The organism is Nocardioides sp. REDSEA-S30_B4 (assembly GCF_001627265.1).
Taxonomy (GTDB): Bacteria; Actinomycetota; Actinomycetes; order Propionibacteriales; family Nocardioidaceae; genus Nocardioides.
In genome coordinates this window covers 1-13,361 of record NZ_LUPI01000055.1, presented here as the reverse complement: position 1 = coordinate 13,361, position 13,361 = coordinate 1, and the positions used below count along the sequence as shown (strand labels likewise).

The following is a 13,361-nucleotide window of genomic DNA, read 5'->3' as shown; positions in this document are numbered from 1 at the left end:
GTCGAGGAGGTGACCGAACCCGAACTCCAGGCCCTCACAGCCTGACCGACACGCCCAACCGAGGGATCAACCTCGTACACCACGCCCCGGGACTTGACCGTGCCCCGGTCCGCCGACGTCTGATCGAGCTGAGGCCTACAGCCGCGAATCACTACTGATCGCGTGTTCTTTGAACGAACGTCCCGTCGTTCAACGTTGGCTGCATCTCGACAGCGTTTCGATGTCGATTTGCAGCGATGTTCGACGAACTACATGCGTGTAACTTTGACCAGACAACGAAAAGCGGGCCGATCCGTCAAAGTCTGGACACGGGGGCAGGCGCCGAGCACCCCTCGACGCCGGCACCAGTCGTGATTGACCGGCCTACTGCAGTTTGTTGGTGAGTGCTTGTTCGATGAGGGGTAGGTATCGCTCGACCTGATCGCGGTCGCTGTCCTTCTCCGCCTGAGTGAGGTCGGCGTAGGGGGTGTCGATCTGTACGGTCCATTGGCGGACCAGATCGGCGGTGATGGTCAGCGAGCCATCGGGGCCTGGAGTGCACTGCTGGTGCAGGTAGCGCTGCCAGTGGGCCCACCGCTCGTGCTCGGCCGCCGCGAGCTTCTCGAGGAGTTCGGGATCTCGTAGCCGCTGTACCGGTTCGTTGGTCTCCTCCATGGTCACATCAGATCAGGTCGCCAGCGACGAGGTTCCAGTAGTGCTGGCCCAGGACGGTGAGCTCACAGGACTTGCTCTCCATCGCTGCGTGCCACATGTGAGGTGCGTCGACGGGTCGTACGAGGTTGACCCTCACGTAGTTCTGGAGAGTGCGGAAGACCGCGGTTCGGACAGGGTCGGGATCCGGCATGGCGGGATCGGCGAGCTGCTCAGCAGATCGCTCGGGCTCGTAGGACGGGTCAAGGGCGAACTCGTAGTCCGACGTAGGGAAGTGGGTCGTCAGGGCCTGCAGGTCAGCAAGGGCAATCGGGGGTTCTGCTCGCCGCAGGGAGACGAACGTCTTGACGTTGGTCTTGAATACCGGGCGTTGTGCCCAAGGGCCGAGGGACTGATCGATGTGGGCATAGACGCTTCCGGGCGTGATGTCTCCGACCAGGTTGGCCGCCGCCCCGTTGAGCGCGTCGACGAAGAGCCCGGTGAAGACGCCGCTGCCATTGCTCTCCATGGCGTACTGGTTGGCCGTTGATGCAGTCAGAATCGTCAGCCCGTCGGAGATCTCGGCCAGGTTTTCAGCGATGGCGTTGTTGCCGGCGGCCCCGCTGTGGCAGCTGTCGAGGATGATGATCTTGTTCCGCGCAGGTGAGTTGTTGGCCATGGTCATCACCTCATTGAGGGAGAGCCCATCATCACCGTCCTCGGAGTCGCTGGTGCAAAGGAAGCCGCCGGTGTCCTCGATGTGGCCGTGACCGGAGAAGTAGAACAGCGCAATCTCAGCATCGTCTGCGAACACCTCCCGAACAGCGTCCTTGAGGTCCTTCTTGGAGATCGTCTTACCCGGGCCGGTCGCCACCATGAGGTTCGGTGTCGTGAAGTTCAAGGTGCCGTCGGAGTGACGCTCGAGCGCCGTCTTGACCGAGAAGGCATCGTTGACGCAGCCGTTGAGTCCGTGGATGTGCTCGTAGTGGTCAATCCCGACGATGAGGGCCTTACGCATGGTGGTCACCGGAGTTCCAGGCTAGAGCGTGTCAGAGGGAGTCGATGAAGCCGGCGATGTTGGCGTCGGTCCAGGTCACGGTCGTGACGCCAGCGATCGCGGTCCGGTCGTTGGAGTAGGCCCAGATTCCTCGGATCGGCTTCTTCTCCTCCTTGGCGCACTGGATCTCCCACTTCTGTCCGCTGGAGGTCAACGAGTTCTTGCTGACCAGCACGATCACGCCGTGAGAGCGCTTGATCCGCGTGCGGACGCGATCCTTCCACTCCTTGTCGTAGGGCTCCTTCACCGACATGTCGATGAACTCGTACGGAGCGCGCGGGTGCAGGGTCTGTCCCTTGAGAAGGTCCCGCTGCCGCTGATCCTCGATCGCGAACGCAACGAAAAGGGTCTTCTTGTCTGCCATGGGTGTGCTCCTAGCTAGGTGACTGGTCTGGTGCCATGGATGATCTGCGGCTGACCTGCTGCTGTGCGGCGGGCGGCGCTTGCCGAAGTTAGCCGGTGGGTCCGACAGTTCGGCCGGAACACGAGCTCACAAGGCCACCCGCCGATCGGGGGCGAGCGTGGCCAGAGCGCATAGCTCGGGTACGCGAGTGATGACGCTCTCGGCGAGGTCTACGACGTATGTGCTGCCAGTCTCGATGATGATCTGCCACCGGCCGGTGCCGCCGCCGTCAACGCTGGCGGTCAGGAAACGGCTCGCCTAGCTTGTCAGCCACGTCGCTCCTCGTCCGGCCGTGTGCTCTCGGGGCACGCGGCGAACGCGCGAGCGGCCGCGAGCACACTCGTGCTGGCGATGGTCGTGCCGCTCTCGCGAAGCACGCGCGCGGGGGCGAAGTCGTCGAGGTACGGGTTGCGGCCTTGGAACCATGCCTGGACGACGGTGGCGGAGTCCTTCTGGCCGAGCAGGGACGCCGCCTGATGGGCAAGGCGCAGCCGGTCGAGGACGTCCTCCGGCGGCGAGCGGGGGTCGGTCGGGTCGGCCCAAGCGCGCACGGTTTGCGTGGCTGGCGCGGAGCTCAGATATGCGACCAGCCTGGCGCCGAGGAGGTCGCACAGCTCCGCGACCAGCTCGGGAGTCGCCATGACGTCCTCGTCCGGGCTCTCACAGGCAGCTGTCGCCGATGCCTCGAGCTGCGCCTCACTTCTACGGTGGATCACGCGGCGGAAGGTGGCGATGGCGGTCTCGTAGGCGGTGGTGTTGAGCCGCGAGAGCGGGAGGCTGTCGTGGTCGTAGCTGCGCCACATCATTCCGGTCACGAAGACCCAGAGGTGGCTGGGCGGGACGCTGAACGCGGTACGCGGGTCACGCTGACTTTTCCACACCAGATCGGTCCGGCGCGGCGAGAGGGCGATGCTGTCTCCTCGCTCGTCGCTGTGCTCGTGGTCGGCCGGCAGGAAGTTCATGGCTCTGAGTGGTTCGATGCCGCGGTGCAGGAGGTCGCTGAAGTCGTTCTGGGACCGGGCGGTGGGCTCAAGGTCGTTGGTGAGGAAGCGGAGGACGGCGGCGGCTCGCTCGAGGCCGGCGAGGATGTCGTCGGGTTCGGCGACGCGGGCCCAGTGCTGGAGGATTTCGACGAAGATCGCGGCCTCATCGGTGTGGTGCGCGCCGTAGACGCGTTCCCTGACGGTGCCGTCGGGCTCGGGGATCCGAGCGGTGAAGGCGAAGTCGCCGAATGGCCCGGGCGTGGTGAAGTCGAGCGCGACGTCGATGCCGTCTGCCTGCGGGACGGAGAAGACGGGTTGCGTCGGCGGACGCTCGGCCGAGCTGCCGGCGTCGTCATCAGTGGCCATCTCGACCTCCTCTCCGCAGCTGTCTGTGCTGCTCACTTCCCGGGCGGATGGTGATCTGCTCATGGTGGCCCGATCGGGTGCCCTGGTTCGGGTTCTCCCCAGGCACCGGATCTCCGGAGAGCCGGATGGCTCGAATCTGGACGGCGATGCTGATCACGTCCTGGTCGTCGGTGAAGCAGCGGCAGCGTTCGAGGTGCTCGTCCCTGGCGTCGAGGGCGGCGTTGTGGGTGAGGTGGACGCTGAGGAGCTCCTCGCAGTCCCACAGTCCCCAGATCTGCGTGGCGGTCTTCATGCGGTCCTCCTCTTTGCTGCCGCGGTGCTCCGGATCAGTTCGGTCAGCGCGTCGGTCGCGGGTTCGTCGAGGCGGCCGGCATAGGCGCGGTAACGGGCGCGGTCGTGGCGGTCTGGCGGGTGCTGCCAGCCGGGGCTGGTGTCGATGTGTCCGCACGCGTACTCGGTCCACAGCCAGGTGACGGCGTACTGCTGGCTCGTGCCATGGCTGCCGGGCAGGTGACGTCGTGCCCAGGAGCGGTACCAACGGCGGCTGCGCGCGAGACGTCGCACGTCCTCCTCACGGGCGCGGTAGTCGACCGTGGGGTCGAGGTCGTTCGCCACGCGGGCCAGCGCCGCGATGAAGTCGCTGGCCGGAGCGAGGAGGTCGGCACTGCAGGCACGGGCCGTCTTCGTCCCCAGCTCTGAAGGGAGGCCAACCGCCTCGGCGGCCTCGGCCCAAGTCAGGTTGCCGAGGTGGTGCCGGGCGAGGCACAGGCTCACGAACAGACGGCCGGTGTGGGCGGTGACGTCGAGCATGCCGGCGACGTGGCTGTCGTAGACGCCGGGCGGGGTGACCTGCGGGATCGCCGTCATCGGCAGGGCGCCGCCTGAGGTGTCGAGCAGGGTGGCCAGTCTCCGGCGGGTCGCGGTGGCGGCCATGACCAGGCGGCTGAGCGTGGGGGTCATGGTGGTGTGGTCGGCCAGCCAGCCGAGCTGGCCGTCGTTGGTTGCGGGCGTGAGGTCGGTCCAGGGATGCAGTTGGTCTGCGGCAGCGTCGAGGCTTGCGGCGCGGAGGATCTGGTCGCTAGCGGCGATCGCCTGGCCGCGGAGCTGGAGGTCGGCGGGCGGGGCGAGACCCCAGCGCGCTCCGCGAGGGCCGGCGCTGCGCGTGTGGTCGGTGCGGGCGAGGTGTGCCCACTCGGCGCGTTGTTCGCCGTCCGGCTGGGCCGCGAGGTGGAGCAGGAGAACGGTCAGCGCCTTGAGTTCGCACAGGTAGTCGTTGGGGTTCAGCGCGTCGCCGAGGATGACGACCCGCTGACCGCCGATGGCAGCGTCGATCCGGTGCTGCGCGACCAATACCTCCGTGGACGCCCGGACTGGGATGAGCTCGCCGAGAGATTGCTGGCATCCGCGTCCACGAGCTCCGCCGGGATTCCCGCAACGATCGGAGGCAGCGTCGACGGCGCGCAGAGGCGTGCGGTGGGAGCGGAATGGCTTGCCACAGGTGGGGCAGCTGCCGACCAGCCACAGCCCGTGTTCCGTGCATGTGGTGACCCAGGGGTGGCGCCATCGCAGTTGCCAGACGCCATCTTCGGCAAGGCAGCGTTGGCACAGCGCGGTTCCGTGGACGGGCGGCCAGCCACGGGCAGCGACTCGACGCCAGGTGTTCTTGTTCGCGGGGTCGAGTCCGTCGGTGTCGATGCCGACCATGCTGGTCAAGGTGCAGCTTCGCAGCGTGACCGGGTCGAGTCTGGTCAGCGCTGCAAGGTTCGCGATTAACGGCTCTGCTGGTGCGATGGCCAGGAAGGCTGTAGGTGCGCCGGATTCAGAGAGGCGCTGGACGAGAGCGGGGTGAGGGAGCGCGTTCGCGGCTCCGAGCCGCTCGAGGTACCCGTCGAGTGCTTCCCCCGCGACGGGAGCGATGGTGACCGGTAGCGGGGTCAGGTCAGCCAGCATCGGCATGCCTCGCTGCCCGTGTGAGCGTCTGTTGGGCGTCACGGGCGACGTCGGCGGCGACGGCGCCGAGGTGCTGGTGGCCGTACTCGATGAGGATGAGTCGATCCTCCCCGCGCAGCGTTTGATCGAAGGAGCGCAGGTCGCGTCGCATGCCGGCGTGGTGCGGGCTCAGGCTGAGAGTGCCTTGGGTGAGCTCCAGCCAGATCCAGGCGGCGGCCAGCCTCTGATTGCGTGGCGTGCGGGGCACGGCTGTGTGCGCGAGCGTTGAGGTCGGGGCGGAGTGCAGAGTCGTCAGGACGGCGCGGCGGTAGCGGTAGTCGCGGATGCCAGCGTGCGCGAGTCGGTCGGCTTCGCGAGCCAGGATCCGCAGTCCGGCGGTTGTGTTGCCGAGGTGGTGGACGTAGGTCGCGGTCATGGGGCGCTTGCGCAGGTCGCCGTACCGCTCGTCCAACTGGGCGAGGGTGGGCCGTGCTCCGGTGGATGCGTGGATGGCTTCACGGCGCAGGGCTCGCGCGATGCCGTGGCCGAGGTCCTCGCCGGCCGCGTCGACGTCCAAGGCTCGGTGCCGGGGGTGGAGGTAATCCGGGATCGCCGCCTCCGTGATCCGCGAGCCACGGAGCTGGTCGTGGAGCGCCTGTCGGGCTGCCGGGCAGTCGTCCTCCGGGGCTGGGGTCTCGCCGAGATGGGTCAGCGTGCGTTCGCCGATCAGGTCGCGGGTTGCCTGGACGGTCCGGCTGGCCGGCCAGGCGTGTTCGGCGAACCCGGCGATCGAGGCGGGGGCCTGCCAGGACCCGGCAGGTCGGGCACCGGTGGTGACGTGGCCGGTGGCGAGGTGAACGTGGAGGCGCAGGAGGCGCAGCAACCGCAGTCGGCGATCGGCGAACCCGATAGCTGGGGCCCGCATTGATCGCAGGAATGCGTCCTGCATCTCCAGAGCGTGGACCGCTCTGTCGACAGTCACGCCGTCGTTGAGAAGGGAGTGGCAGCTCGGGCAGTGGCTGACCCAGACCAGGCCGCTCCATAGGCTCCCGATCCCACACGCGGAGCAGATGGTTCTGTCGGTGCGGCGCAGCTCGATGCTGGCTGGCTTTCGGCCGTGCCGCCCGGGGAGTCGGTGGCGGAGGGTGTGGGTGCGCAGCCGTCGCGTCGACAGCCCCAGAGTGCGACCGAGCACAGTTGCCTGACGATCGGTGAGACGGCCGCTGACACCGGACGGATAAAGGCTGTGGACCGGGATGCCGGTGGTCGTACTGAGGCGTCGCAGCATCGAGGCGATCGACTCGTCCGGGTACGGGTCGATGCTGACCGGGAGCCGCGGCGTCATCGGGGCACCCTGCTGGCCGCGGCTCGCCTGGCGGCCTTGACCCGGGTGGGGTCGATCTGTGCGTCCCGTGCTCGCTGGCTCACCCAGATCGGGTCGAGGATCGCGTGGTCGAGCGGTGCACCGGTCTCGATCGCGGCAGCGGTGGCGTCGATCAGCAGGCGTGTCGTGTCGCCTACGTACCCCTGGGTGCGGCGCCACAGGTAGCCGGCAAGACGGGACGAGAAGAGACCTCGCTCGACGTCGGGCAGGTACGGGAGGAGCACGTCCTCGCAGTTCTTCAGGAATCGTTGCCAGTGCGCGCGTCCCGTTGCCGTGTCGACCTCGTAGGCGGTGAGCGTGTGCTCCGAGAGCCGCCCCCGGATCTGGGGGTCGCTGAGCACGTCACCGCCCGTCAGTTCGGCGCCGACAAGCATCAGGACGCCACCGACCTCGCCGAGTTCGGTGTTGAGGTGCTTGACCGCGTTCAAGGTGGCGCGGCCGGTGACCGAGGTGGTGCGGAGCATGTGAGCGTCGTCGAGGATGACGAGACGGACCCCGTGGGTCTGGAGTGCCTTGACGGCGCGCAGCGCAAGGGTCCTCTCCACCCCGCTGGCCGGGTAGCCGACGAAGGAGAGGATCTGTGTGTAGAGGTCCTTGCTGCGCGACTCCGAGAGGAGGGTGAGATAGCAGACCGGGACCAGGTCCGCGGTGACACCAGGCTGCGGCGTCCATCGGGGCCTGGTCGATCGCGTCGCCTTCGCCCAGGTTCGGTACCGGTCCTGTGCCCAGCTCTTGATGAGCGTCGACTTGCCGGCGGTGTACGGCGCCGAGAGGGCCAGGATGGTGCGGGCGCCGGGCGGCTCGAGGAGCGCGGACTCCAGCGCGCGGTCGATCGCGTTTGCGGTGGCGTTGTGCACGGGCGAGGAGACACGCTGCGCCCGCAGAGCAGCGCGCACCGCGTCGGCGTACGCGCTCCTGCCCGCAGGGTTCATGGCGGCCAGGTCGTCGGCTGTGACAGGCTGCGGCGCAACAACCATGGCCGCGGTTGCCTGGTGATGCCACATCTCGGCGTCCATCAGTCGCCATCCTCGTCGTAGTCGGGCCACTCCGCGTCGATGTCGAACCCGTCGTCGCCTTCCGCGCGGAGCGGCCGGAGCGGCGTGACCACCCCGTCCTGGTCGCCGTCGAACATCGCTGCCGCCTCGGCTGCTTCGGCATGGTCGCGCTGTGCCTGCTCCCAGCGAAGTCGGGCGGCGTACCCCTTGGCGCGGGCCTCAGCCGTCTCCTCCGCCGAAGTCAGCTGGCCGAGCTCCGCGATGATCTGCCGCCAGGTGGACTTCCGATTCAGGGCGGCGTTGCCTCCCCGTTCGGCGATGCGGGAGAGGGCGCGTTCGTGCATCCAGTCGCCCATGGGCATGTCGAGCCAGTGCCGAGCCTTCCATGGGATCTCGTGGATGCGACCGGTGTCGGGGCGGCGGAACCAGATCCGGGAGACGTCACGCGGGTCGTAGTGGAAGGGTGCCTTGCGGGAGTCGGCCTGGAACGTGCCCTTGCGGACGTTGCGGAAGTCAGCAAGGACCGGGGCGTCGTAGGTGAGGTTCTTGTACTCGACGCCGGCGTGCCCGATCGTGAGCCACCGGATCGGCAGGAACTGATAGATCAGGTCCGGGTGCTGCGGCACGTGGAGCCGGCCGGTGACCTCATGCATCGCGTCCCACATCTCTAGCGGCGTGAGCCGCGCCGAGGGTGCGCCCGGCAGCACGAGCCCTTCGTGCCAGGAGCGGTGATAGTCGAGCGCCACGAACCGACGCAGGTGCCGCTCGAGCTCGGCGGCAGTCAGGAGAGCCTCACCAGACGCATCCACCTTGCGACCCCGCTCTGCCACGTTCCGGCCCTTGAAGCCGGGAATCGCCTGATAGGCCCGCTGCAAGGTCTCATGGAACCGCTCCACATGGGGGTTGTCCGTGGGCTTGGAGCCGCGGGACAGCATGAGGTCGATTCCGAAGTCCCGGAGCAGTGCGATGAAGTGCTCGGACAGGAAGACCGACCCATGGTCGCAGCGGATCGATGACGGGCGAACGCCCGGCTTGAAGTGGATGCCCTGGAGACTCTGGCCGGGTGGGACGATGCGCTTCGGCGAACGATGGACGGGGACGTTCGACAGGTCCAGTGACTCGGGCACGCCGCACCAGCGCCAGTCATCGACCGTGGTGCCCTCGACCAGCATCGTCATGGGTCGCATGACGTCGTAGAGCAACAGCCCGGCCTCAAGGGCGTTGCCCGAGCGCGGGGTGACCCGCAGGCCGACGACGACGCGGGTTGCGACGCTGATGGCTGTCAGGATCTCGACGCTGACCGGCCTTTCGCGCAGCTCGTCCCAGACGAGGACGTCGGCGCGGGTGGCGTCGATCGCGATATGGCTCGGGTGCATCGCGGGAAAGCTGGTGTGGGCCGACGCCTTACGCCGCAGGTGCCGCGAACGCTGCGCCCGAGTGTTCCTTCCCAGGGCGCGTTGGCGCTCGGAGAGGTACTCCTGGAACAGCCGCTGCGGGAGGACCACATCCGCCAGACCCTCGGCCTTCATCTGCAGCCGGATGTCCGCCTCGATGGTGGTGGTATTGACCTTCGAGATGTCGCCGTCGAACCGCGCAAGCACGTCGTCCGCGATCCGCCGAACACGCTCATCGATAGCGGCGAAGCCGCGTGCACTCTTGACCGCCCGTTTGTCCACCAGCCCGCGAAGACCGTCGGTCTGCCAGGACCTGATCCAGTTGTTGACGGTCTTCGGGCTGACGGTCGCCGCGGCCAACTCGCCGTCCTGGACACGACGCAGGACGTTGCGGTCGACGCTCTGCTCGTACGAGAGCTGCCGCGCCATCTCGACACATCGACTGTGGATGCTCATCTCGGAGTCACCAAAGGGCGGGTGCGGTTCGCCTGGTTGGGCGAGGCGTGCCGATCCCCACCGGTAGCCCGTGAGGACCTCGAGGACCACTTCGAGCCGATCCAGCGCGTTGCGGCGAACGGCGTTGGGGAGGCCGGACCACCAGGGTTGGAGCGCAGTGAGGGTCGCGTCCGCGCGCCCGTCTTGAATGGCAATCGCGGAGATCTCGTCGTACGCGAGGTCTTGGCGTTCGCCCGCGCTGCCCTCGACGCTCACAGTGTGGCGGCGGAGGGCAGTGACCACGAGGTAGCCGTCGGTCGACAGCAGCTTGGCGCCGATTTCCAAGGTCGTCATTGACGTCGATCGGGCTTTCACGACGTCACCGACGACGATGGCACGAGCCGCTGCGTCAGGTCGATCCTGAGCCGCCCAGTCCAGATCAAGTGCCACATGACGGCCGCGGTCTCAGCGTTGGAACAAGCCAGAAGATCGCTGAGCGTGCTGCCTTCCGCGCAGCTCTCCAAGAGGAGCGGCGCGTACCGCTCACTACAAGCGGGTCGATGCCGGAACCCGTGCAACCAGATCAGGTTGTGACGGTGGACCGCCGGCAGCCCGGTGAAGACGACGTACCGCCAGCCGACCCTGGTGCAGGCGTCCGCCGTCAGCGCCCGCATCTCCGCGAACGCCTCCGATGCAGCTGCCTCCCGGGACTTCACATCCCACAGGCTGATGGCTCCATCCGCGCCAGTCGTGAGCAGATCTGGCACGTGGCGCCGAGTCGATCGACCGCTTCCCCACTCCAACAAACACGGCTGGGAGACGATCCAGGTCACTGCCGGGTCCCGGTCAACCATCCGGACCAGATCGTGCTCAAGGCCGGATTCGAGCCGGAGGTGGCTTCCGGTGGTCGCAGTGAACGCACGAACGGGGACGTGCTTCGAGAGCGCTCCCGATGTCGGCCGCCGCACCGGAAGTAGCTGGCGCGGGTCTGGGCCGCCGCTGGACCAGTCCCAGACGACGCTGCCGGCCGCCGCGCGTACTGACCAAGACACTTCGTTCACGTCGGGCACTGACCGCAGGCAGACGCGACGACTAAGATCGGGCAAGGCGATTCCCTCGCTTTCAAGCGTCCATCGGGAGTCGACCAGGGGGCGTGCCCGTTGCCGCGGGTACGCCTCCACCTACTTCGTGCTTCAGCGCGCCGCCTCATGACCGACCGCTTGAGCGTATGCCCGGCAGGACGGCCGAGACAAGCATGCCGCCCACATTTAGCGCCCTGGATGCTCGACCGCATCACCGCACGAGACAACTGCACTAGTGCAGTTGTATGGAGTTGCAGGTGACAAACCTGCGCCTTGTCTGCACAATAAAGACCCTTGAACTTGGTCGGCTTCGCCGAGATTCCCTTCATTTCGCTGGAATCGCGACAACACAGCAACCGACAGGACTGGAAACGGTGACAAGGATGCCGTCGTCAAATGTGCATGCGAGGGTGGCGACCGACGCCAGCCGGCGGTGCGACAACCCGGACTGCTCGGGCCGCGTTCACTGGTCTGGTCAGCGAGGTCGCCCTGCTCTGTTCTGCTCCAGTGCCTGTCGAAAACGGGCACTCAGTGCATCGTCGCGGCTTGATGCCGCGCTCCGGGATGTCGAGGCTGACAGCCATCGCGATGAGTTGACCTACCGCGAACTACGTGCAGCGGAAGCCGAAGCATCTCGTCTTCGCTGGTTGCTCAGCGCGTACCCGGCGTCAGCACGAACGGCAAGGTCAGCCAGCGACCGCGCCAGCTGACCAGAGGGCTTCGGTGGCTGGCACTCGCTTAGTCGTGCTCGGCGATGACTTCGGCCTGCTTGATGATCAGTTCGGTAGCAGCCGGCTCCTGGTCAGGCGGATAGCCGTGCTTGAGGAGGAGTCGCTTGATTCGGGTGCGCAGCCTGGCGCGTACCTGGTCCTTGAGCTGCCAGTCGGTCTTGGCGTCGTTGCGGACGATCTCAGTGAGCTCGTGGGCGATCGCGCGCAGGGTCGCGTCCTCCATGGCTGCACGGGCTGACTCGTTGGTGAGCATCGCATCGTAGAACGCAAGCTCGTCATCGGTAAGTCCGGTCTCCTCGCCGCGCCGTCGCTGCTCCTGGATCGCCTTGGCGAGCTCGACGATCTCAGCGATCACCTGGGCCGCGTCGATGGTCCGGTTCTGGTAGCGGTTCAGCGCCTCAGACAACATCTCGGAGAACTTCCGACCGGCGACGACGTTGCGCTTGCCGATAATCTTGACCTCGTTGGCGATGAGCCGGCGGACGGCCTCGAGCTGGAGGTTCTTCTGGTCCGATTCTTCGAACTTCCGCTTGAACTCGTCGTCGATGACGGAGATGTCGGGCTTCTCGAGGCCGGCTTCGGCGAAGATGTCGATGACGCCGGAGCCAGCAACGTGCTGGCTGAGGATCTGGCGGACGGCGGTGTCGAGCTCGGACTCGCCGTCGGCAGTCCGGTCGGCGGCTTCGATCTTCGCGATGGACTGGCGCACGGCGTCGAAGAACGCGACGTCGTCGCGGATCGCACTCGCCTCGGGCGATGAGGGAACCAGAGCGAAGAGTCGCTTGAGGCGGCCGCAGTGGGCCATGAACCGCTTCTTGACCGACGGCTCGTCGGATCGAGCGTGATCGAACTCGCCGGGAAGCTCCTGCCACAGCAGGTCGTCGCCATCGCGATCGTCCTCGGTGCCCAGCAGGTAGTCGACTACCTCGGTGACCGCGTAGACAAATGCCTTCGTGCCGCCGCTGCCTAGGATGCTCACCCAGTCGACCTCGTGCAGCAGGTCGCTGACCACGGCGTGCTCGACCATCAGCTCGGGGATCGCGGCAGAGCGAACGTCCTCGCCGATCGCCCGGTCTTGCTTGTCGCGGTCGGTGTACGTCGCGAGCGCGTCCTTGAGGTTCTCGGCGATGCCGATGTAGTCGACGATCAGGCCCGACGGCTTGTCCTTGAACGTCCGGTTGACGCGGGTGATCGCCTGCATCAGCCCGGCGGATCGCATCGGCTTGTCGACGTACATGGTGTGCATCGGCGGGGAGTCGAAGCCGGTCAGCCACATGTCGCGGACGATGACGAGCTCAAGTGGGTCGGCGGCGTCGGACGCTCGCGCCTTCATGGCGCGGCGTTCCTGGGTGTTGCGAATGTGGGGCTGGTACGACGCAGGGTCGGTCGCGTTCCCCGTGATGACGACCTTGAGCACGCCCTCGGCGTCATCGTCGCTGTGCCAGTCGGGGCGCAGCGCCACAATCGCGTCATACAAGTCGACCGCGATGCGCCGCGACATCGTCACAATCATCGCCTTGCCAGCGAGCACGTCCCGGCGCGCCTCCCAGTGAGCAACGATGTCGGAGGCCAACTCCCCGATGCGCTTCTCCGAGCCGACGATCGCCTCGACCCGTGCCCACTTGGTTTTGAGGCGCTCGCTGATCTCCTCTTCCGACCCGACAGTTGCGTCGTCGAACTCGTCGTCGATCGCTTCCCTCGCCTCGGTCGGCAACTCGACCCGGGCGAGCCGCGGCTCGTAGAAGACCTTGACCGTCACGCCATCCTCGATGGCCTGCGTCATGTCGTAGACGTCGATGTACTCACCGAAGATCTCCGCTGTCGAGCGGTCCTTCTCGTCGATCGGCGTGCCAGTGAACCCAATGAACGATGCCTGAGCCCTGATCCACCGGCTGCGTCGGGCTCTGTGAGCGTGGCGTAGAACGAGGTGCCCTCCTGAGCAGGGAAGATGTCGATTGCGACGTCGTCACCC

11 protein-coding genes are annotated in these 13,361 nt (G+C 66.9%); all 11 read right to left on the bottom strand.

Features of this window, described 5'->3' with window-relative positions; all coding sequences use genetic code 11:
• Nucleotides 1-363: 363 nt before the first annotated feature.
• A complete protein-coding gene (locus A6R01_RS11735; protein WP_292606049.1) occupies nucleotides 364-654 on the bottom strand; it encodes a hypothetical protein in 291 nt (96 codons plus the stop codon).
• Between the two features lie 7 nt (nucleotides 655-661).
• The gene (locus A6R01_RS11730) at nucleotides 662-1,648 is read right to left on the bottom strand and encodes a caspase family protein (protein ID WP_292606053.1); all 987 of its coding nucleotides are present in this window, start codon (nucleotides 1,646-1,648) and stop codon (nucleotides 662-664) included.
• A gap of 31 nt (nucleotides 1,649-1,679) precedes the next feature.
• Entirely contained in the window at nucleotides 1,680-2,051 is a 372-nt protein-coding gene (locus tag A6R01_RS11725) for a TIR domain-containing protein (protein WP_292606047.1), read from the bottom strand.
• A 305-nt stretch (nucleotides 2,052-2,356) separates the two neighbouring features.
• Nucleotides 2,357-3,439 (bottom strand): hypothetical protein, encoded by a 1,083-nt coding sequence (locus tag A6R01_RS11720; RefSeq protein ID WP_292606046.1) that lies wholly within the window; start codon nucleotides 3,437-3,439, stop codon nucleotides 2,357-2,359.
• A complete protein-coding gene (locus A6R01_RS11715) occupies nucleotides 3,429-3,731 on the bottom strand; it encodes a hypothetical protein (RefSeq protein WP_292606045.1) in 303 nt (100 codons plus the stop codon). The genes A6R01_RS11720 and A6R01_RS11715 overlap by 11 nt, the downstream gene beginning before the upstream one ends.
• A complete protein-coding gene (locus A6R01_RS11710; protein ID WP_292606044.1) occupies nucleotides 3,728-5,389 on the bottom strand; it encodes a TniQ family protein in 1,662 nt (553 codons plus the stop codon). Before A6R01_RS11710 ends, A6R01_RS11715 begins: the two co-directional genes overlap by 4 nt.
• The gene (locus tag A6R01_RS11705; RefSeq protein ID WP_292606043.1) at nucleotides 5,379-6,713 is read right to left on the bottom strand and encodes a hypothetical protein; all 1,335 of its coding nucleotides are present in this window, start codon (nucleotides 6,711-6,713) and stop codon (nucleotides 5,379-5,381) included. Before A6R01_RS11705 ends, A6R01_RS11710 begins: the two co-directional genes overlap by 11 nt.
• Entirely contained in the window at nucleotides 6,710-7,768 is a 1,059-nt protein-coding gene (locus A6R01_RS11700) for a TniB family NTP-binding protein (protein WP_292606042.1), read from the bottom strand. The genes A6R01_RS11705 and A6R01_RS11700 overlap by 4 nt, the downstream gene beginning before the upstream one ends.
• The gene (locus tag A6R01_RS11695) at nucleotides 7,768-9,930 is read right to left on the bottom strand and encodes a Mu transposase C-terminal domain-containing protein (protein WP_292606040.1); all 2,163 of its coding nucleotides are present in this window, start codon (nucleotides 9,928-9,930) and stop codon (nucleotides 7,768-7,770) included. The genes A6R01_RS11700 and A6R01_RS11695 overlap by 1 nt, the downstream gene beginning before the upstream one ends.
• Before the next feature lie 17 nt (nucleotides 9,931-9,947).
• Nucleotides 9,948-10,646 (bottom strand): TnsA-like heteromeric transposase endonuclease subunit, encoded by a 699-nt coding sequence (locus A6R01_RS11690; protein WP_292606038.1) that lies wholly within the window; start codon nucleotides 10,644-10,646, stop codon nucleotides 9,948-9,950.
• 750 nt (nucleotides 10,647-11,396) lie between these two features.
• The gene (locus A6R01_RS11685) at nucleotides 11,397-13,274 is read right to left on the bottom strand and encodes a type I restriction enzyme endonuclease domain-containing protein (RefSeq protein ID WP_292606051.1); all 1,878 of its coding nucleotides are present in this window, start codon (nucleotides 13,272-13,274) and stop codon (nucleotides 11,397-11,399) included.
• Nucleotides 13,275-13,361 lie beyond the last annotated feature (87 nt).